The sequence below is a fragment of the Sphingomonas yunnanensis genome (assembly GCF_019898765.1).
Taxonomy (GTDB): Bacteria; Pseudomonadota; Alphaproteobacteria; order Sphingomonadales; family Sphingomonadaceae; genus Sphingomonas; species Sphingomonas yunnanensis.
In genome coordinates this window covers 295215-316545 of record NZ_JAIOKB010000002.1, presented here as the reverse complement: position 1 = coordinate 316545, position 21331 = coordinate 295215, and the positions used below count along the sequence as shown (strand labels likewise).

Here is a 21331-nt window from a genome sequence, read left to right as displayed (position 1 = left end):
GCCAACGCGGGTCAGCGGCTCAGTCGAGCCCGCGACTCGTCATCATCTTTCCAGTGACGCGATGAGAGGTGTGGGAGATCGAAAGCGCGGAGCCGCCGGGCGTTCCCTCTCGTCACGCGGCCTCGCGGGCCTCCACGCCCCTCAGAACACCGCCGCGACCAGCTGCCGGAAGGCGTCGCCGCGATGGCTGATCTCGTTCTTGGCGGGCTCGTCCATCTCGCCGAAGGTGACGTCGTGGCCGTCGGGCCGGAACACCGGGTCGTAGCCATGGCCCTTGTCGCCGCGCGGCGGCCACACCAGCGTCCCGTCGACGCGACCCTCGAACCATTCGACATGGCCGTCGGGCCAGGCCAGCGCCAGCGCGCAGACGAAATGCGCGGTGCGCGGCGCCTCGGGCAGCGCGGCGAGCTTGTCCTCGACCAGCCGCATCGCGTGGCCGAAGTCCTTGGTCTCGCCGCCCCAGCGCGCCGAGAAGATGCCGGGGTCGCCATTCAACGCGTCGACGCACAGCCCGCTGTCATCGGCCAAAGCGGGCAGGCCCGACAGGTCCGCCGCGGCGCGCGCCTTGAGCTCGGCGTTCATCACGAAGGTGGTGCCGGTCTCCTCGGGCTCGGGGAGGTCGAGCTCGCCCGCGGACACGACGTCGAGCCCGCGCCCGTCGAGCAGGGCTGCGATCTCGCGCACCTTGCCCTGGTTGTGGCTGGCGATCACCAGCTTGCCCGGGGCGAGCTTGCGGATCGCCTGCGGATCCTTCCCCTCGCCGCTCACGCGACCGCCTTCGCCTGCGCGGCGAAGATGTCGGTGCAGCCGATCCGCGCCAGCCGCAGCAGGCGGAGCAGCGCCTCCTCGTCGTAGGTGGCGTGCTCGGCGGTGGCCTGCGCCTCGGCGATATGGCCGTTCTCGAGCAGCACGAAATTGGCGTCGGCGTCGGCGTTCGAATCCTCGTCATAGTCGAGGTCGAGCACGGGGTTGCCCTGGTAGATGCCGCACGACACCGCCGCCACCTTCTGGCGGATCGGGTCGGCGGCGAGCTTGCCGTCCTTGAGCAGCGCGTCGACCGCGAGCCGCAGCGCCACCCAGGCGCCCGAGATCGAGGCGGTGCGCGTCCCGCCGTCGGCCTGGATCACGTCGCAGTCGAGCGTGATCTGGCGCTCGCCGAGCAGCGTCATGTCGACCACGGCGCGCAAGCTGCGGCCGATCAGCCGCTGGATCTCCTGGGTGCGGCCCGACTGCTTGCCCTTGGCAGCCTCGCGGCTGCTGCGCGTGTGCGTGGCGCGCGGGAGCATGCCGTACTCGGCGGTGACCCAGCCCTGGCCCTTGCCGCGCAGGAAGGGCGGCACGCGCTCCTCGATCGAGGCGGTGACCAGCACCTTGGTGTCGCCGAAGCCGATCAGCACCGATCCCTCGGCGTGGCGCGTGAAGCGCGGCTCGATCGTGATCGCGCGCATCTGGTCGGGGGTGCGGCCGCTGGGGCGCATGAAACTCTCCTCAAGCTCGGACGGTGCCGGCCCTAGCCGCGTTGCCGCCGCGGCGCCAGCGGGTTGCGGGGGAGAAGGGGGGGGACTCCCTGCCCTTCAGGGAGGGCTGGGATGGGGCCTCGCCGCGCACGCTCCACTTGAGGAAGCGCCCCACCCCGACTCTCCCCTGAAGGGGAGGGGGATCTGCGCTCCTCCACCCTATCGCCCGTAGCGCGCCGCGAAGTCGCGGTCGGACATCACGAGGTAGCGCACCATGTCGACGATCGATAGCGGCACCGTCACCAGCGCGCCGATCACGGTGAAGGTCAGCACCGCCATCACGATCCCCGAGGTGACCCGGCCGAGATAGAAACGGTGGATGCCGAAGATGCCGAACAGGAAAGCCAGTACCGCGGCGATATACTTGCTGCGGTCGGTGGTCGGCACCGACGCGGCGGGGGCGGGCAGCGCCGTGGCGGCAGGCGCGACCGGCACCGGGAAGACGTTGCGCGCGCGCCCCGCCGCCGCCTCGAAATCGACCAGCTGCCCGCGCATCGGCTCGCCGTGCTGCGCCCAGTCCTCGGGCGAGAAGGTGTAGCGTTCGCCGTCCTCGCCCGCGACCAGCCCGTCGCCGCTGCGTACGTCGACCCCGAGTATCTGTCCGCGCATCCGTGGCTCCGTCGTGTCGCGCCGGTGTTCCCGCAGCCGTGCGCGAAAGGCAAGGGTGCGGCAGAGGCGACCATTCTGGCCGCCGTGCGCCCGCCTGCGCGGGAGCACCGGCAGAGGCGAGGATGTCACCCTAGAGCAGCAGTTCCTGCGGCGTCATCCGCCCGACATGGCCGCCGCCGCGGCGCCGCGCCATCTCGGTCTCGGCGGTGTAGCGCACGTCGGGGTCGCGGTCGGTGAGGAACTTGACCAGGCTCTCCTCCTCGATCTCGCGCCACTCCTTGCCGCGGTCGGGGCCGTAGCGGACGCGCGGCAGCAGCCCGGGCTCGCTGGTCCACTGGATCAGCTGCGCCACCGAGGCCTCGTTGAGCTGGTCGCGCAGATGATGCGCGGTGACATAGGCGTCGGGGAAGGCGCGATGCGCGGGCAGGCCGCGCTCATGCTCCAGCCCGGCGGGCTTGCGCCAGTAGCGCAGCACCTGGTTGGAGAAGCTGGGGCTGTCGGGCCACAGCCGCAGCGCGCACTTCCAGGTGCAGATCCAGTCGGCGCCGTGGGTCAGCGCGGGAGTGCAGAACTGCTCCTCGAAGGCCGAGCGATGCGCGGCGAGCGCGACCCGGCGCGGATAGGGATCGAGCACCTGGCGCGCGACGTCGTGCCACCACGGCGCGTCGGCGACGTCCTCGTCGCGGATATGGTGGATCGCCTGGGTGATCGCGGGCATCGGCCGGCCCGGGTTGACGAGAATGTTGCCGCCCTCGCCGTACAGCTCCCACCGTCCGTCGACGCCGAGCGCGACGTCCTGCCAGCCGACCTCGCACACCGCGTGCGCGGGCGGGGCCGAGCCGGTGGTCTCGAGGTCGATGACGCGGACGATCTGCGGCTGCGGGCGACGGGCGTAGCTCATGTGCCGCGCTATGTGGGGCCGCGGCGGAGGGAATGCCAGCGCGGGGTGAGGGCCGGGCAAGCGGGCGACGGGGGCTGGGAGCGGAGACGGTGCGACATGCCCGTGCGCACCGCCCTTCCCCGACGGGCGCGAGTGCGGCCGGTGTGCGCTGCCCTGTCGCGCCAAGCGGGCGCTCGCCGGTGCGTGCTGCCGTTCTCCACCGGGCGTGCGCGTGCGCATCGTGCCGTCTGGCTGCTCAGCTGGCGCCAGCGGTCGCCGGTGCGCACTGCCTCATCCACCGGCGTCATCCTGAGCTTGTCTCAGGATCCACCGCGCCGCGTGACGATCGCTCCGCCGCTGACGGGGCCAGGTGCCGCGAGCCGACGGTGTTCGCGCCGCGGCGCCGCGTCCTCTCATGGCCGAGAGGTGCGGCCCGACACGTGGATCCTGAGACGAGTTCAGGATGACGGCAGGCGGGAGGAGAGGGGAGCGCCGAGCGACCACTGGTGGGAGGCCGGGTCCAGGGGCGCACCATCGCGGATCACCGCCCCCGCCACCGCGCTCGGCTCAGCGCCGGAACGGATCCTCGAACGGCGAGACCGGGCCGCGCAGCTCGCCCGCCTCGGCCGCCTCGGCGTCGCGCGCGGCCTGCTCGCGCTCGGCGCGGAGCGAGGCGATCAGCGCCTCGCGGTCGCCGTCGAGCCGCGGGTCATTGGCCTGCTGCTCGATCCCTGCCGCCTTGGCCGCCTTGGCCACCGCCGAGTCGAGCTCGCGCTGCGTGGTGAGGCCGAGCGTCACCGGGTCCTTCGGCGTGATGTTGCCGATGTTCCAGTGGCTGCGGTCGCGGATCGCGGCGATCGTGGTGCGCGTGGTGCCGATCAGGTTGCTGATCGCGCCGTCGGTGATCTCGGGGTGGTTGCGGATGATCCAGGCGATGCCGTCGGGCTTGTCCTGGCGCTTGCTGACGGGCGTGTAGCGCGGCCCCTTGGTGCGGCGCACCTGGTCGGGACCCTTGGTCATCTTCATGCGATAGGCGGGGCTGGCCTGCGCCTTGTCGATCTCCTCCTGCGTCACCTCGTGCGCGCGAACGGGGTCGCGCCCGGTCAGCTTGGTGGCGGCGGTGTCGTCCGCGATCGCCTGAACCTCGAGGATGTGCAGCCCGCAGAAGTCGGCGATCTGCTCGAACGAGAGCGAGGTATTGTCGACCAGCCAGGAAGCGGTGGCGTGGGGCATGAGCGGCTGGGCCATGCGGGATACTCCATAAATGCAAAGGGCCGCCCCTTCCCGGAGCGGCCGCCTGTTGCCGAACGACTTAGTGCCTGGCGCGCGCGAGGGCAAGCGGGCGTGGAGGGGGTGGGCGCGCGAGGGCGGAAGATCCTCCGCGTGCCGGGGAGGATCTGAGTCCCCCTACGCCACCATCCGCAGCGCCGCCCCGAACGGCGCGAGCGCGTCGAGGAACTGGCGCGCGCTCGCCGCCCAGGTGAAGCCCGCCCCCGCCGCGGCGCAGGTGGCGCGGTCGAGTGTCAGCGCGCGCGCGATTGCGTCCTCGAGCCGCTCCGCCATCGCGCCGGTGGCGGGGGTCAGCACGTCGACCGGGCCGGGCACCGGATAGGCCGCCACCGGCGTGCCGCACGCCAGCGCCTCGATCATCACCAGCCCGAACGTGTCGGTGCGGCTCGGGAAGACCAGCACGTCGGCGGCGCGATAGGCGGCGGCGAGATCGTCGCCGAACAGCGCGCCGAGGAACAGAGCGGCGGGGAAGCGGCGCTCGAGCGCGGCGCGCGCGGGGCCGTCGCCGACGACCACCTTGGTGCCGGGCACGTCGGCGGCGAGGAAGGCCTCGATGTTCTTCTCCACCGCGACGCGGCCGACGTGGAGCAGCACCGGCGCGCCGCCGCCCCCCTCGACGGCCGCGCGCGCCGCCGCCATCCGCGGCTCCACCTCGCCCTCGGGCCGGAAGGCCGGCGCGACGCCGCGACCCCAGCGCCTGAGCCGCGGCAGGCCGTGCGCGCGCAGCGTGCGCTCGATCGTGGCGGTGGAGGCTAGCACCGCGGCCGCGGGCGCGTGGAACCAGCGCACGTAGCGCCACACCCACTCCGGATCGGCGCCGGTGCGCGCCGCGACATAGTCCGGGAACTGCGTGTGATAGGCGGTGGTGAAGGGCAGGCCGCGGGCGCGGCACCAGCGCCGCGCCGACAGGCCGAGCGGCCCCTCGGTGGCGATATGCACCGCCTCGGCACCGAACGCCGCGATCCGCCGCCCCACCGCGGCGGGCGTCATCAGCGCGAGCCGGATCTCGGGATAGGTCGGGCAGGGCAGCGACGGCGCGTCGCTGGGCGAGACCACCAGCGCCTCATGCCCGCCCGCGCGCAGCTCGGCGATCACCGCCTCCAGCGTGCGCACCACGCCGTTGACCTGCGGCGCCCAGGCATCGGTGACGATCGCGATGCGCATCGCGCGCGGCTCAGGCGGCGAGCGCCGCGCGCGCGGGCACCGGGGCGGCGAGCGCGATCGCCGGAGCCGGCGCGTCGCGACGGCGCATCTCCTCGCCCCAGTCGAGGATCTCCATCCGCCCGTCGTGATGCTCGACCAGCGCGGTGCAGCCCTCGACCCAGTCGCCGTCGTTGTAATAGGTCACGCCCGCGATCTCGCGCATCTCGGCGGTGTGGATATGGCCGCACACCACGCCCTGGACGCCGCGGCTACCCGCCGCCTCGGCGACGATCTCCTCGAAGCGCGAGATGAAGGCCACCGCATTCTTCACCTTTGCCTTGGCGTGCTTGCTCAGCGACCAATAGGGCATGCCCCAGCGCCGCCGCACCGCGCTGACCCAGCGGTTGAGCGCCATCAGCATCGTATAGGCGGCGTCGCCGACATGCGCGAGCCAGCGGTGCGACAAGGTGATCGCGTCGAACTCGTCGCCGTGGAGCACCAGCAGGCGGCGGCCGTCCGCGGTCTCGTGGATCGCCTTGCGGCGGATCTGGATGCCGCCGAAGTCGAGCCCGGCGAACTGGCGGAACATCTCGTCGTGGTTGCCCGGGATATAGACCATCCGCGTGCCGCGGCGCGCGCGCTTCATCAGCCGCCAGATCACGTCATTGTGCGCCGCGGGCCAGTAGAAGCGCTTCTTGAGCTGCCAGCCGTCGATGATGTCGCCGACCAGGTACATGGTGTCGCTGTCGACATGGTCGAGGAAGTCGATCAGCATGTCCGCGTTGCAGCCGCGCGTGCCGAGATGGACGTCGCTGATCCACACGGTGCGGTAGCGGCGGCGCGTGCCGGTGACGTGCTCGGGGATCATCTGCTCGGGCCGGGGCGGACGCGCGTCGGCGTCGAACAGATCGGCGATGTCGCCCAGCGGGAAGCCCGCGGTGAGCGCGCTGATCGAGTGAACCGTCGTCGGCATGGCAGCCCTCCCTCGCTGACACGTCCTACGCCGCGCATGTGACACGCGTGTCACCGCGGCTTGACGCCGGGGTGACGCTGCCGTGACGGTTCGGCGACAGGCCGAGGGGGCGCTGGGGCGCGGCGACCCGATGTGGCGGTCGAGGGGCGGAGGATGGTCGCGGCGTGGGCGCCTACTTCCGTACTGCCACCACGCTTTCCTCCGCTCTCGCGTCATCCTGAACTCATTAAGGATCCACGGTCCCGCGACCGCCGCGGCGACTGGATGCGCGGCGCGGTGGATCCTGAGACGAGCTCAGGGTGACGGCAGGATGGGGGGACGGGCGCGCCGCCCCGCGTGCCCCCTCCCCACGCCGCCCCCCGCTCAGTCGCGGTCGAGCAGCGCGTCGGCGCCGCGGCGGACGCCCTCCACCGTCGCGGCGAAGACGAGGTGTGAGGCGAGCGCGTAGAGGTTGCCCCTGGCCTCAACCTCGGGCCACGGCCCCCAGCCAGCGGCGGGGACGAGCAGGTCGTCGAGCAGCAGCATCGTCATCGCGCCGAAGGGCAGGCCGAAGCCGGTGGCGGTCTCGGGCCAGCGCTCGGCCGCGGCGACATAGCCGATCCCGAGCGCGGCGCCGACGCCATAGTGCATCGCATTGCCCGCGAGCCGGCGGTGCTTCTGCGTCACCGGGCGGCCCTCGACGCGCTGGCTGACGCTGTCGGCGGCCTTGACCGTGGCGGGGTCATCGTGGCCGCCGCTCTGCCCCAGCGCGGGCGCGGCGGCCGCCTGGAACTGATCCATCGCGAGCGAGGCGACGAGCCCCGCGCCGAGGCCGATCGCGAGAGTGGTGAGGAGCGAGCGCATGGAGGTCTCCGATCGTGTCGGAGAGCGCAACGCGCGGGGGAGCGGGGCGGGTGCGGGATACAGGGCACGCGTCGCGTAGCGGCGGGGTGGAGGGGGCTTTCCGCTGGCGGAACGCTTAGTAAAGGAGTGACTCCCGCGCGCTGCGCCGCGCGGCGAGCCCCCTCCACCACCGGCCTGCGGCCGGCGCGTGGGCTTTGGCTTGCCCCCGCCAAGCCAAGATGGTGTCCGGGGGACACCATCTCGCCCGCACGCCCCCTCCCCGCGAGCGGGGAGGATCTCAGCGCATCGAGTGCTCGCCGCCCCTCAGAACTTCCATCCCAGCGTCGCCTGCACCGTGCGGCGGTTGCCGTACCAGCACCATTGGTAATTGGCGAAGCAGGAGGTGAGATAGCTCTTGTCGAAGACGTTGGCGGCGTTGACCGCGAGGCTCAGCCCGCGCAGCCCCGGCGCCGCGGCGCCGAGGTCGTAGCGCACCAGCGCGTCGTAGACGGTGTAGCCCGGGCTGTTGCGCGGGCCCGCGGCGGCCTCGCCGAACGTCGGCGTGTAGACCCCGGCATAGGCCTCGTCGGCGTGGCGCACCGCGCCGCCCAGCGTCAGCCCGGTGAAGGGGCCGCCCGGCGCGGTCCAGTCGAGGTTGACGGAGGTGCCGCCGCGCCCGACCGTCTCCAGCCCGCGGCCGACGCGCGACGGGTCCTGCGGGTCGCTCGTCACGCGCACGCGCTGCCGGCTGAACGCGCCGCGCACGGTGAAGCCGTGGCCGAGCGGCGCGAACCCCTCCAGCTCGACGCCGGTGGAGCGCACCTCGCCGGTCTGCCGCGACACGCTGAAATCGGGCGTCGAGGTCAGCACGTTGGTCTGGTCGATGCGGAACCAGGCGGCGCTGAGCAGGATCGGCGTGCCGGGCACGCTGAACTTGGCGCCGGCCTCGATCTGCTTGCCGAGCGAGGGATCGGGCAGGCCGAGCGTGCCGTCGTCGCGCAGCACCTGGCCGCCCTGCGGCTGGAACGAGGTGGAATAGCTCACGTAGGGCGCGAGCCCGAAGGGCAGCGTGTAGAGCGCGGCGGCGCGCCAGGTGAACTTCGCGTCGCGCTGGGTCGACCCCGCCCGGGTGCGCTCGCGCGCATAGGCCCAGTCCTGCCGGCCGCCGAGCGTCACGCGCAGGTCGCCGAGCGAGAGCTGGTCCTGCGCGTACACGCCCTGCTGGCGCTGGCGCGTGTCATAGCTGCCACTGAACGGAGTGGGCACCTCGGCGGGGGTCTGCGGCGTGGCGACCGTGCCATAGACCGGCTGATAGGCGTCGAGCGCGGGCGCGCTGCCGAACGCGAACGCCTCGGTCGAGTGCGCCACCTGGCGGTCGACGCCGATCAGCAGCTGGTGCTCGACCGGGCCGGTGCGGAAGGCGCCGCTCAGCTGGTTGTCATAGGTCCAATTGTCGAGCTGCTCGTCGGTCGCGTAGGAGGCGCGGTTGTAGCGCCGCAGCCCCGCGTCCGCGGGCGAACCGCTGACGTAGATGAGGCCCAGCCGCGCGGTGACGTTCTGGTAGCGGCCCGAGGCGCGGAAGCTCCACCCGCCGCCGAAATCGTGGCGGAAGATATAGGTGCCCGACGCCTGCTCGCGGCGATAGCGGTTGCCCGCCTCGCCGCCGTCGAAGCGCGACGAGATCCGGCCGTTGGGATTGTCGATCAGCGTGCCCAGCGCGGGGAAGACGCCGTACGCGCCATTCTCCGGATCGTGCGAGTAATTGCCGAGCAGCGTCAGCGTAGTGGCACCCCCGGCGCCGAGCGTCACCGCGCCCGAGACGGTCTGGCGCTCGCGCCGGCTGAAGCGCTGCTGCGTGTCCGCGCCGTTGGCGCTGCCGTAGACGCGCCACAGCACGCTCTCCCCGGCGCGGCCGCCGACGTCGGCGTCGACCCGGTAGAGGTCGAAGGTGCCGTAGGTCGCCGCGACCGCGCCGTAGAGCGGGGCGTCGACCGGCAGCTTGCTCGACTGCGCCACCAGGCCGCCCGGCGAGGACTGGCCGTAGAGCACGGAGGCGGGGCCCTTGAGCACCTCGAACCGGTCGAGCCGCGAGACGTCGACCTGGGGATTGGCGTAGCCGGTCGGGCTGTCGAACTGGCGCAGCCCGTCGAGGAACACCGCGGCGTCGAAGCCGCGCAGCTTGAACTGGTCGTACACCTCGGCGCTGGAGCCGCGCGTCTCGGGCGTGACGCCGGCGACGAAGCGCAGCGCCTGGTTGAGGTTCTGCAGCCCGAGCCCGGCGATGTCCGCGGCGGTGACGACGCTGACCGACTGCGGCGTCTGCGCAAGCGGGGCGCTGCTCTTGGTGGCGGAGGAGGCGACGTCGCGGGTCTGCACCCCCGTGACGACGACGTCGTCGCCGACCTGCTGCTGGTCGGGAGCATCGGCGGTGGCGCCGGCGTCGACCGCGGCGGCGTCGGTCGCGGAGTCGATCGCGGCGGCGACGAGCGGCGAGTCGGGCGCGGCGGCGAGCGCCGGGAGCGGGCAGAGCGCGCTGGCGACGAGCAGCGCGCGGACGAGACGATGATGCATGTGAGAACCCCTTCTGATCGGCGCTCTATCGCTTGTGCGAACGAGTATCAATAGCTTGTTGAGCACGCGCAGACAGTCCGTGTGGGCGCTCCTCTACCTGCATCAGGAAAAACGGCACCGATCCTGCCAAAAAGGACCGATCCGGACCCTCTTTCGCTGTCGCTCGGATCATGGTATGAAGGCGCGGGGGCGGGATCCGAGCGACCGCCGCTTACCCTCGACCAAGGCGTTGGAATGTTACGCAGAAACTGGTCGCGCGTCCTGGCCGATCATCCAGCATGGGAGATCGTCATGAAGCATTATTCGATCGTGATCGCGGCTATATGCGCGTTGTACCCGTCACTCGCCCCGGCGCAGCCGCGGCAGGGGGAAGTGACCGTCCGAGGAGATCAGCGCTCGCGCGAGCGCTGGGTCGCCGCGGTGACCCGGCGGCTCGAGGCGGCGCTGCTGCGCCAACAGGATCCGATCGGGTTCGACGCGGCGGCGGGCGGTATCGTGTCGGTACGCTTCACGCTGGACGAGCGCCACCGACCCTCCGCTCCCACGCTCGCGCGCTCGTCGAGCAACCGCCGGCTCGATCGAGTCGCGCTGCTCGCGGTCAGGCGGCTGGGCGAACTCCCCGCGCTCTCCTGGGGGACGGGGGCGCCGACGACGGTCCAGGCGAACATGATCTTCGCCTCGGACTATCTCGACTATCGCAACAAGCTGGCGACGCTGCGCCGTGAGATCCGCCTCGCCCGCGGAACCGACGGACCGACGCGGCTCGCCTCGGCGGTGATGGTCGGCGCGGCGGCCAACTGAGCCGCTCGCCGGCCGCTCCCTGCTCGCGCGATCGCCCGGCGCGACGGGCAGGGAGCGGCGCGGCGGCTGCGTGGCGACCTCGCTTGTTCCTTGATGGGCGCGAGGGCGGCGGCGGACGGCTTGTGCCGCTGCGCCGCGCCCGGTATGACGCCGCTCGTCTCCGTCCCGGGCCGCCAACACGCGGCGGGCGGAGCGGCCGGTGGGGGAGCCAGCGCGTGGCGCCTTCCCGCGGGTATGCGGGAATAGCACAATGGTAGTGCAGCAGCCTTCCAAGCTTCCGCGATGCTAGGTTTTCCGCGGGTTTCGCTGCAAAACAACCCCACTAACTCTTCTTTCCTCTCAGCGTCTTAGCAATCGGCAGCAAAACTGTGACGTGCTTCGCGGCCGTCGGCTGGGGCGCAGAGCGGGAGACGGCACCTGCGATATCGGGACCCCATTTGCGCGTTTGAGGTTTTCTCAACCCTGCCGTTTATGTATCGAGCTACTTCGATCGGGGGACGTCAGCAGATGGCTACGGAGCCGCAACCAAGCACAGGCATCATCATCGAGCGTCTGAGCGACTACCGTCATGTGGTTGCCGATCAGGTCGCAGCCATCTTTCTCGGCACCGACTACGACCTGTCGTTCCTCGCTTCGGCACCGCGCCCGATCATGCAAATAAGCGACACTCCGACGGAGACGCAGTTGCAGGCCGACGCGCGGGTCGTGGAGTCGGTACGCATTCGTATGAACACGACCGGCGTGCTCAACGCCATAACGGCACTGGTTGGCACCGCCGCGCAGAACTCGAGTGTTGATCTGGATATGGTCCAACGCGATATAAACACCATAATCGATAACGCTCGGAGGAGCCGCAACACGTGACAGGCGCGACTGCTGCCAACTCGGCTGACGCCAGAACGGTGAACATGTTCATCGCCTGCACGGCGGGCACGGCGTTCACCATCACAGGCTCCGCGGTGGCCATGAAGCCAGCGGCGAACTTCGTTCTAGCCTCGCGGGCGCCCGCTGCCGTGCCCGCGATCAATCCGCCTTGGGAGGAGTTGAGAACGGACCTGCTGAGATGGGAGAAATCGCCGGCGGATTGGGACGGCGATCATGGAATCGCTCCGCCTGCGCCCAGCCTTGCGGCTGCCAAGACCGTGATTGGCAAGCTGAAAGCAGCTCACATCGTCCCTCCAGACGCGTCCGTTTCCGGAGATGGTGAGATCGCGTACACCTGGTCGAGGGCTACGGCCTTCGCCTCCATTTCCTTTTTAGCGGACGGCCACCTCGTCGCGTACAGCCGCGTTGCCGGGCACGACACGATCGAGATTGATCAGCCGTATCAGGATGATTTGGATCTCATGGCGATGTTTGAGAGCCTACGCGATATCGCATGAGCGCCGACGACGGTTGGATGGAGCACGATGATAGCCAACAGCGATGCGCGGGGCTTCTTGGCCCTGTCGGCAACGATGAGACTGTCGCTAGACTGATCCACTCGACTATCGAAGAGCCGAAGTATAACGCCTTCAAACGGGACGAGATGTTCCCGCCAAAAGGGCCTATTTCAAACCTATGCGGCGAGTCACACGGAACGTCCCTCGTTCGCCGAGATGGCCTTTTAGATGAGGAGCTTTGCGCGCGCGCGACGCAATTGGCAGAAAGGCAGGAAGGTCGGGTTGGCCGCGGAGCGATGTTGGCGAACGCCGAGCGGCTGCGCCAAATCGAGCATCTCCATCTTCCTGGTCAGCGCGTTATCGTGATCTATGATGATCCTAAGCAGGGTGATCAACACCACTGCGTTCTTCTCGCGGCGCCTCTCCCGTCAAGGGCGCTACAAACAGAGGTTATTGATAAGGTGCGAAAGCTTTTCGCGGGCCGGGTTCTCCCGACAACACCTCAGACCTAACTACTTTTTAACTGTCGTTCGGCAATGCGTCGGCCGAGCTCCACCACGACACGCGCGTGATCGACATATACTCGGCGGATGCTGGCGACGCGCTCGGGGCTCCAGCCCATGATCTCGGCTGCCTCCTGGTCTGTCAGACCCCACGTCGTGAGCAGCATGGTGCAGAAGGTCCCACGCACGTCGTGTAGGTGCTTCTCGCGCCGCGCGCCCTCCTCGTCGACGTGGTGAATGTCGGCGAGCTGCTTCATCCGGGAGAACGAGCCGCCGAAGCTGTTGGCTGTCCAGCTCGTGCCCTTGCTGTTGACGAGCACCGTCTCGACACCCGCCTTCCGCGGTCGCGTGCGCAGCTCCGCGAGAAGCGCCTCGAGCTGTGGTGTCTGGGGGATGACGACGCGCCGGCGCCTACGTCGGCTGATCTTGAGCGCCTTCTTCACGATCGCGAACTCGCCGACCTGCGCCCACGTGAGCGTCACGAGATCCTCGCGACGTAGGCCCGTGACGGCGGCAAGGCGGAGGCCATCGGTGACGTGGCTCTTCCGCTCGGCCTCGGCCTTGAGGGCGAAGAGGTCCATGTCCTCTTTCGTCCAGACGATGTCGGCCCGATCGGCGCCGCGGTAGAGCGACGGCACGCCCTTGGCGATGTTGACGCGGATGCGTCCGTTAAGCCGGGCGTACTCGAGAAAGTGCTGTAGGACCGTCACGCCCATGTCCGCGGTCCGCGGCGTCGCCTCGCGCTCGTTCCGCCACTTCATCACCTTCTCGACCATGCGCGGGTCGTCGAAGACCGACAGCGGGAACTTGCCCCACTTCTCCTCGATCTTGTCGACGTGCGGGCGCCAGACGCGCTTTGTGTTGTCGCTCAGCGCGCGCCACTCCGGCGCTGCCTCCTCGGCGTCGCGCGCCGGGTCGATCGGGCACCAGGCGCGCAGCACGGCGCGCGTCGAACGCGGGTCGATGCGCGTCTGATCAGCGAGCGCGGCGGAGACCGCAGCGTGCTCGGAGGGCCCGAGGCGCGGCTTCCTGGGCCCGACGTGCTTTAGGATCAGGGGGCCGCCGCGGAAGGCGTAGACGTACCAGGTAACCGGCTTGCCCGGTCGCCTCGAGGCGATGAATTGGACGCTCACAGCTGGTCTGCGTACCGATCGAAGTCAGAGGTAGGGGCGGCAGGCTTGGCGTTCATGGCACGGGCCTCGAGGATTCGGATTGAACCCTCAGCCGATACCTCGAAGCCGGCAACGTCAAGGCCGGCACGTCGGGCGATTTCGAGCATGCGGGCGATCTGCTGCTCGCTCGGATAGCGACGGCGCTGCCTATCGGGAAAGGTCTCGTGCTTCATGCCGCGCGCGCCTCCTGGGCGTCGAGGCGCAAGCCGAGCGCCCGGTAAATGCCGGCGTCTTCGGCCGCGTCGATGACATACCTCTGCCGCGGTTTCCGGCGGGCGATCAGACCGTAGTGGACGATGCGTGGCATAAAACCGCCGGCGAGGTCCTGGTGCCAGAGCAGCGCCTCGACGAGGAGCGCGCGCTCGCGCAGCTGCCGGTCGAACGGCGCCGCATCGGAGGCGCCGCGCGCCCAGGGCGCCAAGCGCTCAAGCTGCGCCTGGATCGCGCCCTCTTCCGCTCCCCAGGTGTCCGGCAGCGGTGAGAGGCGAGGGTCGATCGCCCAGCGCCACTACGCGACCAGCGCACGCGCAACGGCGATGCTCGTGTCACTGCGGCGCATCGCGGCGAGCTGGCTGCGGTAGACGCCGCGATCGTGCCGATCACGCACAGCAAGGGCGGCAATCAGGCGACCTCGAGCGGCGCGCCGCTGCCGACTATCACCACCGCCAAGGGCGGCGAGTTCGCGCAGGCGACCGTCACGCTGGCGCCGCACGTAACCAAGTTCCGCACGGGGTCAGTCGGCAGCCACGCCGCTGAGCCGACGCGCCGCGAGCTGGCGAACGCTCAGGGCTTTCCGCCCGGCTACGTGCTCGACCCGATCGGGCCGAAGGGTAAGCCGCTGTCGATCAGCAGCTCGATCCGAATGATCGGCAATAGCGTCTGCCCCGACATGGCCGAGGCGCTCGCGCGCGCCAACGTCCGCGCCGAGCTGGTCGACCAGGTGGCCGCATGACCGTCGCGCAGAACGACGTCGAGCAGCTCGCTCGCCAGATCGCCGAACAGGAGATCGGCGGGCCGCCACCTCGCTGCACCGGCCACAAGGCCGACCGCTACAACGCTGCTTTTAATGCGGTGGCGAAGGCGGCGGCCGCTTTCACGAAAGGCAGCGAGCCTGTCGTGCTGCATCGTCAGTCAGGTGGTCAGGTTGCAGAGGCAACGTCCACACCGAAGCCAGCAGGGGACCGTGATGGCTGACCTGCACTTCACGAATGACTTGCCTTACTGCGCCTACGCCGCGCTCGAGCTGCTCAACGAACGCCGCGCGGCGACGCCGGCGAAGGTCGCGGCGGGCAAGCTGACGCAGGAAGAGGCCGAGGCGATGCTGGCGCAGAGCAGCGTCGCCGAGGCGGACGCGCCGGCGTGGAGCAGCGCGGCCACCTACGCCGCGGGTGGCCCTTCCACGTCGACGGCGACCAGGTGCTGCACAAGCAGTACGACCACGATCTCACCGGCAAGGGCAAGCCGCTCGGCACCACCTTCCCGGTCGCCGGACGCCACACCTTCACGCTCGAGCTGCGGCCTTGGGGCATCCGCCTCGCGGTCGACGGCCGCGCGGTGTTGTGGCGCGCCTGGCCCGCCGGGCTGAAGTGGGACCAGGACTGGCAGGTCATCCTCAACAACAGCTCGGGCATCGCATGGCCTGAGCAGGGGCAGCCGTACCTCGCGCCCGCGCTCGGCTCCCCGCCCTCCGACATGATCGTCCACTCCGTCCGCGTGCTCCGCGAGGACGAGCGCCAGATTTGGCGCAACAACGAGGTGCAGCCATGATCCGCATCCTGTTCGCCGCGGCACTCTCGCTGCTCGTGGCCTCTCCCGCTGCCGGTCAGGCGATCGGCAACTGCCCGTACCTGGGCGGCAAGCGCAACCTGGCGCAGCGCCTATGCGCCATCATCGCGGCCATCCCGCACAGGACATATGTCGAGCCGTTCATCGGCATGGGCGGGGTGTTCCTGCGCCGAGCCGAGCGGCCGCCGGTCGAGGTGATGAACGATATCTCGGCCGACGTCGCCAACCTCTTCCGCGTTGTGCGAAAGCATCATGCCGCGCTCGAGGAGGAGCTGGGTTGGCTGCTCGCGAGCCGCGACGAGTTCGATCGGCAGCGCCGCGTCGATCCTGAGACGCTGACCGACATCGAGCGGGCGGCGCGCTTCATCTACCTCCAGCGGCTCGCATTCGGCGGCAAGGTCACCGCGCGCTCGTTCGGCACGTCGACCACCGGCCCCGCGCGTTTCAACCTGAGCAACCTGCGCGATGATCTGCTCGCACTGCATCGGCGTCTCGAGCCGGTGACGATCGAGCGCCTGCCCTATTGGGAGGTCATCGAGCGCTACGACTCGCCCGACACGTGTTCTACCTCGATCCGCCATACTGGGGTTGCGAGAGCGACTATGGCCCGGGCGTGTTCCAGCGGGCAGACTTCGAGCGCCTAGTCGAGCAGCTCTCCGGAATCGGCGGCAAGTTCGTCCTGTCGATCAACGCGACCGAAGGCGCGCGGCAGGCCTTCGCCCGGTTCCGAGTCGAGGAGGTCGACGTGACGTACACGATCGCCACCCTGGCGATCGGGGAAGGCAAGGCGGTCAAGGAGCTGATCGTCACCGGCCCTGGTCAGGACGCGATCACCGTCGATCGCGCGCCGCAGCTGCTCTGATGCCAGTTCGGGGATAGTTCGGGACTCTCGGTTCCGCTCGTTCCCGTTTCGCTCCCTCTTGCTCCCTGAAACCGGGTGTGTAGAGGGGGCAGGAACGGCGGTTTTGCGGGGCTTTCCTCGCGCCGGGCGCTTAGCTCAGCTGGTAGAGCGGCTCGTTTACACCGACACAGTCGCACTTTTGCGGGCCGAGCCGGGCGAGCGGACATCCGGTACCAGGCGCACCAGCATTCTGGCTGTTCGCGGTAAGCTACGAACCGATTAACGGCGCATTTAAACTTGAACGCTATCGTAAATTTTTTAGGTGGTTCGGGAAAGTCGAAAGGACCAATTCGAAAAAAGACATTGTGCGGCCATCGATATCAGCCGTCCAGCGCGTCTCTCCGTCGTAAAAGGGCGCAAGCATTCGTATCAGAGCTTCGAGATCGTCTTGAATATGATCAGCGCCAGGATGGGGTACCCAGCTTCCATCTGGACGCATGACATTTACCGTCCACGTCGTCTCGACGGGAACGTCATTCTCGTAACAGCGCGTACATTCAAGAGATATAGTTGCGTCCGGGAACGTGTTGCTCGGCGCGCTGAAACCTGTCGTCCACGTGTCCATCCATCCCGCTTAACAAGCGGCGCGAACGTCATCAATCGAGATCGATGGCAGGGGTACTCTGGGGTGTCAGCCGAGGGTACAATCTCGGGTGAGCCCGGCCGCCCTGCCGACGATCCAGCGTAAGCGGACGGTCCGCTTATGGCAGGAGAGCGGACAGACCGCTTTTGGCTGGGAAGGCTACTAAGCGGACGGTCGCCCCTTAGTGCGGCCAACCAAGATCAACCCGATTGGTGTAACATAGAACCATGCGGCAACCACTGCCCATACGGCGACGCCTTCAGACGTGCTCTCGGCGCTAAACGACGGCCACAGCGGAATTTCCCACATGAAGAGGCTTAGGGTCCCTATCAGGAGAGCAGTCGCAAACCAAAGCACGAGAACGAGCCAGAACAACGCCCGCCTTGCGGTGAAATGCTTGCCGATCATGAGACAAGGATGTTGGCTTTGGGGTCGGCTGTCCAGACCGCCGAACGCCCGAAGTTAGGCGATAAAGCCGTAAGAGCGAGGTGCTGGAGCTTAACCAAAGCCGTTACAACGTGCGAGGGTGATTCGGCCAGTGCTCACATCGTACTCGATACTCACTTGAATGCAGCCACCGTCGCAATCGCTGGGCAGGAAGGCGTGGTCATCAAACCAACGCCGTTCACTCGCCCTCATGCCGATTGGCGGCGGGCATACCGCAGCCGCATCGCCGCTGAATCGAGGGGCCATCTTTGTGAATCTTTCACAGTATGCGTAATCGGAGGGGTTCGCCGCGCGAAAATATCTGGCGCGAACCTTGTTTCTCGAACTGAATTGATAAGCGCGAGCGTAGCTTTGCAGTGAATTTGCGCCGGCCGGAAGTTGGATCATGTGCTCGATCCTATTCATAACCTCAACCTTCTGACGGTCTCCGGTCGATGTACAGCCTGCCAGCCACAGGAACGCAGCAAGGAAGAGGTGACGTCTCATAATCCGTTCGTCGCACGTGACATCGCTAGTGGCAATCGGATCGTGCCAAGCCGATGATCGGCAGCCATTCGGGTGAACGAACGTCCGCAATTGGGCGGGCCAAGATCGTCGCGCGTGTCCGCCTACGGGCGGTTTCGGGCGCCAGCGGGTGTAATCATCGAGGCCGCGAGCGACCAGCGGGCGCTCGAGCGTCGTTCAGCTTGCGGCTTCGAGCGAGCGCGACGGGGGCGACGTCGACTATGAACGCCCGCCGACGGAATGGCTCGCGCTCGCGGCTCTCCCGCCGAGTGATCGCTCAGGTCGACAGCTGATCGTCCCCTTTCAGGAGGTTGGCAACCGCGGTCACGAGCCGCGCCATCGCGAATGGTTTCTGCATCAAGATGCTCGTCGGTACACCTTCAGATATCCAATCAGCGGCACTGTCGCCGGTCATATAGATCACGGCCATATGCGGCCGACGTTGACGAGCAAAGTGAGCCACGTCCCAACCACTCGGTCCAACGCCAAGCCGGATGTCCGTCACCAGCGCGGCGAAATTCTTCGTCTCGAGCTCAGTGAGGGCGTTCGCTCCCGTTTCGCTCCCAATTACGGTGAAACCTGCATCCCTGAACGCGCAAGTTAAGAACATGCGGATAAAGGTCTCGTCCTCAACAAGGAGGATTCTTCGAGAGAATTCCATGGATCACCGCCTATGATGCGATTTGATGAGTGTTATTTACGCCTAACTAGATAAGCCCGTCATTCGGAACCCTGGTCGCCCGACCATCTCCCGCGCCTCTGCTCTGCCGAAGAGAAAGCCTTGCCCATGGCTACATCCTTTCTCACGCAGGATCCGCAGCTGGAGATCGGTCTCGATGCCTTCCGCGACGACATCCAGCGCTAGGCTATTGGCCAGCCCTATGACGGCGGAGATGATCGCCGATATCTCGGCGTCGTCCGCCATGCGCTGAATGAAGGAGCGGTCGATCTTGACGAGATCCACCGGGAAGTCGCGAAGGTGCGCGAGGGACGAATAGCCGGTGCCGAAATCATCGAGCGCTATGCGGACCCCTTCACGCTTCAGGAGACGCAGCGCTCGCGCTACGTAATCGGTACCTCGCTCGCAGAAGACATGCTCGGTGACCTCCACCTCCAGGAACGACGCCGGCACGCCAGCGTCCGCCGCCTGGCGCAGGAGGCTCTCGGCATAGTCGTCGCGCAGGAACTCGACCGGCGCGGCGTTGATCGCGATACGTCCGAAGGTGACATCCTGATCTAGCCACCCGCGGATGTCGGCGACGACGCTGCCGCGCACGAGCTCGCCGATCCTTGACGCAAGCTCATAGTCCTTGAACGCTTCCTCCACTGTGTCCGGACCTTGTAGCCCGCGCGTCGGATGCACCCACCGGACCAGTGCCTCATAGCCCGTGATCTGTCCGCTGCCGAGGTCGACCTTGGGTTGGTAGTGCGGCAGGAGGCTGTGGTCGTGAAGCGCAGCTCGCGCCACGCTCAACTGCGACGCCGCGCGCTCGACCCGTTCGCGCATCTGGTGACGGAACATGCTCAGCCCACCCCTACCAGACGCCTTGAGCGCGTAGAGCGCGGTATCGGCGTTATTGAACAGCTCGAGCGCCGTTGCCGCATCTCGGGGGAACAGCGCGCCGCCGATGCTGACGCCCGCGCTCATGGAGCGCCCGCCGATCGAGACGGGCTGACCGAGACGTGCGGCCATGGCGCCGCCGGCGCGTTGCAGCGCGTGCTCCTCGGCAGTCTGCTCGACGATGATGGCGAACTCGTCACCCCCCAGTCTGGCGGTGACATCGGTGGGGCGGGTGCCGAGCTGGAGCCGCTCGGCGACGGTGCGAAGCAGTTGATCGCCCGCCGCATGCCCGAGCGTGTCATTGACATGCTTGAAATGATCGAGATCCAGCAACAGCAGGCCGAACGAAGCACCGGTGCGGGTCGCTCGCTTCACCGCCGCTTCGAGCCGGGCCTGAAATGCGCTGCGGTTGGCGAGCCCGGTGAGCGCGTCGTGCTCACTCGACCATTTCAATCGCAACGACGCCGCCTTGCTGTCGCTGACGTCACGGCAGATGGACAGCAGCCGGCTCACCTGTCCCTCCGGGTCCTTGATCGGAGTCACCAGGACGTCCCACCACCGCATGATGCCGTCGCTGTCGGTGCGCTTGGCGCTGAAGCGCGCGGCATCCCCGGCACGCGCGGCGTCGAGCGCGTCGGCGACCTTCGACTTGGTCCGGTTCGTCCAAAGATCGATCCATTGCCGCCCTAGCGTGAACGCGCGCGCGCCCACTCCCATCGCGCGGCGCCCGGGCTCGTTGATCAGTTCCAGCCGGCCATCAAGGGCAATCACCGCGATACAGTCGGCGCTCGCCTCCAGGATGCTACGGTGCAGCGCCTCGCTCTCGCGAACGGCGTCCTCCGCTGCCTGTCGGGCTGTGATGTCCCGCGATACGCCGATCACGCCGCAGAGGTCCCCATCCACGACCCACGGCACCTTCACCGTCTGAAAGAGCCTCGGTTCACCTCGTATCGGGATGATCTCGTCAGCCGTGACGGGTTTACCCGTCGAGACGAGTTGGTGGTCGGTGCCTTCGTAGCCCCGCACGAGATCGGGTTCGAACAGATCCTGCGTTCGACTGCCGACCTCCAGTCCGCAACCCTCGCGCAGCGCCCGATTGAGCAGGATGAAGCGGCCCTGCAGGTCTTTCGCGAAGATCAGGTCGTCCACGCTGTCGACGACCGTCTGCAGCAGCGTCTGCTCCCGCCGAAGCTCTTCGACGCGCTCGACCGGCGGGGCATCGATCTGGTGAGAGGGAGGCGCAGCCGTTTCACCGGCTATGTCCTGGGAGGCGGCACAAGGGTGGCTCGCACCATGTCGCGGCTGACGCGGTGTCATCATTCGCTCGTGTAGGCGAGACGCAGGGTCTGCATCCGCTCCGCCGTCTGGAGGCCGACCATTCGATCCGCGCACCAGCGAACGGTGGCAAGGACGAGAGGACGATCGGGCAGGCGGACAAGAACGTTCTGGCCCACGTCGAGCCTGGCTTCAAGCTCCAGCCGTAGGCCCGATCGCGACACGTCCCGCACGATCGTGCGATGGCAGACGTGTCCGACCGCGATGATGCCGATCCAATCGACGGGCTGGCGACGCGCGCGCGCGACGTGGGAAGGTAGTAAGCCCGGATCGATGTCCTGCGCCGCGTCGAGGAGATCAGTGGCGTCGGCGAGGTCCGCACCGAATCTATGCCCTCTCACCCATCGAACAATGCCCTCGTGGAACCGATCCGGAGTGACGGAGAAGAGGACGGGCTGCGCGGCGCGCAAGGCTGCCGAAGTCTCGCCAGCGAAGCCGGTTCGTGACACGTCGACGATCTTCAGTTCGACGTACTCCGCGATCGGCACCACCTCGGCCCGCAGCAGCACCTTCCTGCGTGGCTCGAGGCGTCGATCGCAGGGCGCCGTCGCG

Annotated in this window: 24 protein-coding genes; 8 read left to right on the top strand and 16 right to left on the bottom strand. The window is 68.3% G+C overall.

Annotated elements, in window-relative coordinates:
• Nucleotides 1–141 precede the first annotated feature (141 nt).
• The 9 genes from rdgB to K7957_RS07645 form a co-directional block, all read right to left on the bottom strand.
• Complete coding sequence (gene rdgB, locus K7957_RS07685; protein ID WP_223011392.1) at nucleotides 142–768, bottom strand: RdgB/HAM1 family non-canonical purine NTP pyrophosphatase; 627 nt, start codon at nucleotides 766–768, stop codon at nucleotides 142–144.
• Entirely contained in the window at nucleotides 765–1478 is a 714-nt protein-coding gene (gene rph, locus K7957_RS07680; protein ID WP_223011391.1) for a ribonuclease PH, read from the bottom strand. Before rph ends, rdgB begins: the two co-directional genes overlap by 4 nt.
• A 198-nt stretch (nucleotides 1479–1676) precedes the next feature.
• Nucleotides 1677–2126 carry a TM2 domain-containing protein gene (locus K7957_RS07675; RefSeq protein ID WP_223011390.1) on the bottom strand — a complete coding sequence of 150 codons (450 nt, stop codon included), beginning with the start codon at nucleotides 2124–2126 and terminating at the stop codon, nucleotides 1677–1679.
• 130 nt (nucleotides 2127–2256) lie between these two features.
• Nucleotides 2257–3027, bottom strand: a complete 771-nt coding sequence (locus K7957_RS07670; RefSeq protein WP_223011389.1) for a 3'-5' exonuclease — start codon at nucleotides 3025–3027, stop codon at nucleotides 2257–2259.
• Between the two features lie 546 nt (nucleotides 3028–3573).
• Nucleotides 3574–4254 carry a DUF1013 domain-containing protein gene (locus K7957_RS07665; RefSeq protein WP_223011388.1) on the bottom strand — a complete coding sequence of 227 codons (681 nt, stop codon included), beginning with the start codon at nucleotides 4252–4254 and terminating at the stop codon, nucleotides 3574–3576.
• Nucleotides 4255–4413: 159 nt separating this feature from the next.
• Entirely contained in the window at nucleotides 4414–5460 is a 1047-nt protein-coding gene (locus tag K7957_RS07660; protein ID WP_223011387.1) for a glycosyltransferase family 4 protein, read from the bottom strand.
• A 10-nt stretch (nucleotides 5461–5470) separates the two neighbouring features.
• Entirely contained in the window at nucleotides 5471–6307 is an 837-nt protein-coding gene (locus tag K7957_RS07655; RefSeq protein ID WP_246616896.1) for a UDP-2,3-diacylglucosamine diphosphatase, read from the bottom strand.
• 468 nt (nucleotides 6308–6775) lie between these two features.
• Nucleotides 6776–7255, bottom strand: a complete 480-nt coding sequence (locus K7957_RS07650; protein ID WP_223011385.1) for a DUF1440 domain-containing protein — start codon at nucleotides 7253–7255, stop codon at nucleotides 6776–6778.
• A gap of 303 nt (nucleotides 7256–7558) precedes the next feature.
• On the bottom strand, nucleotides 7559–9805 hold the full coding sequence (locus K7957_RS07645) for a TonB-dependent siderophore receptor (protein WP_223011384.1): 2247 nt from the start codon (nucleotides 9803–9805) through the stop codon (nucleotides 7559–7561).
• A 291-nt stretch (nucleotides 9806–10096) separates the two neighbouring features.
• On the opposite strand from K7957_RS07645, the gene K7957_RS07640 reads away from it, so the two are divergent.
• The 3 genes from K7957_RS07640 (at nucleotide 10097) to K7957_RS07630 (ending at nucleotide 11988) form a co-directional block, all read left to right on the top strand.
• A complete protein-coding gene (locus K7957_RS07640) occupies nucleotides 10097–10606 on the top strand; it encodes an energy transducer TonB family protein (RefSeq protein ID WP_223011383.1) in 510 nt (169 codons plus the stop codon).
• Nucleotides 10607–11113: 507 nt separating this feature from the next.
• On the top strand, nucleotides 11114–11470 hold the full coding sequence (locus tag K7957_RS07635; RefSeq protein WP_223011382.1) for a hypothetical protein: 357 nt from the start codon (nucleotides 11114–11116) through the stop codon (nucleotides 11468–11470).
• A 38-nt stretch (nucleotides 11471–11508) separates the two neighbouring features.
• Nucleotides 11509–11988 (top strand): hypothetical protein, encoded by a 480-nt coding sequence (locus tag K7957_RS07630; protein WP_223011381.1) that lies wholly within the window; start codon nucleotides 11509–11511, stop codon nucleotides 11986–11988.
• Nucleotides 11989–12212: 224 nt separating this feature from the next.
• Here K7957_RS07630 and K7957_RS07625 read toward each other — a convergent pair whose 3' ends face one another.
• From K7957_RS07625 to K7957_RS07610, 4 genes are all read right to left on the bottom strand, one after another.
• The gene (locus K7957_RS07625; RefSeq protein WP_223011380.1) at nucleotides 12213–12386 is read right to left on the bottom strand and encodes a hypothetical protein; all 174 of its coding nucleotides are present in this window, start codon (nucleotides 12384–12386) and stop codon (nucleotides 12213–12215) included.
• A 110-nt stretch (nucleotides 12387–12496) separates the two neighbouring features.
• Nucleotides 12497–13432: a tyrosine-type recombinase/integrase gene (locus K7957_RS07620; protein ID WP_223011379.1), complete on the bottom strand. Its 936-nt coding sequence runs from the start codon at nucleotides 13430–13432 to the stop codon at nucleotides 12497–12499.
• Between the two features lie 188 nt (nucleotides 13433–13620).
• Nucleotides 13621–13836, bottom strand: a complete 216-nt coding sequence (locus K7957_RS07615; protein WP_223011378.1) for a hypothetical protein — start codon at nucleotides 13834–13836, stop codon at nucleotides 13621–13623.
• Entirely contained in the window at nucleotides 13833–14084 is a 252-nt protein-coding gene (locus K7957_RS07610) for a hypothetical protein (RefSeq protein ID WP_223011377.1), read from the bottom strand. Before K7957_RS07610 ends, K7957_RS07615 begins: the two co-directional genes overlap by 4 nt.
• Nucleotides 14085–14255: 171 nt before the next feature.
• Between K7957_RS07610 and K7957_RS07605 the strand changes: the two genes are divergently transcribed.
• The 5 genes from K7957_RS07605 (at nucleotide 14256) to K7957_RS20655 (ending at nucleotide 16310) form a co-directional block, all read left to right on the top strand.
• A complete protein-coding gene (locus tag K7957_RS07605) occupies nucleotides 14256–14615 on the top strand; it encodes a DNA cytosine methyltransferase (protein ID WP_223011376.1) in 360 nt (119 codons plus the stop codon).
• Entirely contained in the window at nucleotides 14612–14857 is a 246-nt protein-coding gene (locus K7957_RS07600; RefSeq protein WP_223011375.1) for a hypothetical protein, read from the top strand. The genes K7957_RS07605 and K7957_RS07600 overlap by 4 nt, the downstream gene beginning before the upstream one ends.
• A 165-nt stretch (nucleotides 14858–15022) precedes the next feature.
• Nucleotides 15023–15430: a hypothetical protein gene (locus K7957_RS07595; protein WP_223011374.1), complete on the top strand. Its 408-nt coding sequence runs from the start codon at nucleotides 15023–15025 to the stop codon at nucleotides 15428–15430.
• Nucleotides 15427–16092, top strand: coding sequence for a DNA adenine methylase (locus tag K7957_RS07590; protein ID WP_343228342.1), 666 nt, complete (start codon nucleotides 15427–15429; stop codon nucleotides 16090–16092). Before K7957_RS07595 ends, K7957_RS07590 begins: the two co-directional genes overlap by 4 nt.
• On the top strand, nucleotides 16062–16310 hold the full coding sequence (locus K7957_RS20655; protein WP_343228341.1) for a hypothetical protein: 249 nt from the start codon (nucleotides 16062–16064) through the stop codon (nucleotides 16308–16310). Before K7957_RS07590 ends, K7957_RS20655 begins: the two co-directional genes overlap by 31 nt.
• Nucleotides 16311–18160: 1850 nt before the next feature.
• Here K7957_RS20655 and K7957_RS07585 read toward each other — a convergent pair.
• The 3 genes from K7957_RS07585 to K7957_RS07575 are packed head-to-tail and all read right to left on the bottom strand — an operon-like array spanning nucleotide 18161 to nucleotide 21288.
• Entirely contained in the window at nucleotides 18161–18544 is a 384-nt protein-coding gene (locus K7957_RS07585; protein ID WP_223011373.1) for a response regulator, read from the bottom strand.
• A 42-nt stretch (nucleotides 18545–18586) separates the two neighbouring features.
• On the bottom strand, nucleotides 18587–20761 hold the full coding sequence (locus K7957_RS07580) for a putative bifunctional diguanylate cyclase/phosphodiesterase (RefSeq protein WP_223011372.1): 2175 nt from the start codon (nucleotides 20759–20761) through the stop codon (nucleotides 18587–18589).
• The gene (locus tag K7957_RS07575; protein ID WP_223011371.1) at nucleotides 20761–21288 is read right to left on the bottom strand and encodes a PilZ domain-containing protein; all 528 of its coding nucleotides are present in this window, start codon (nucleotides 21286–21288) and stop codon (nucleotides 20761–20763) included. Before K7957_RS07575 ends, K7957_RS07580 begins: the two co-directional genes overlap by 1 nt.
• Between the last annotated feature and the right edge of the window lie 43 nt (nucleotides 21289–21331).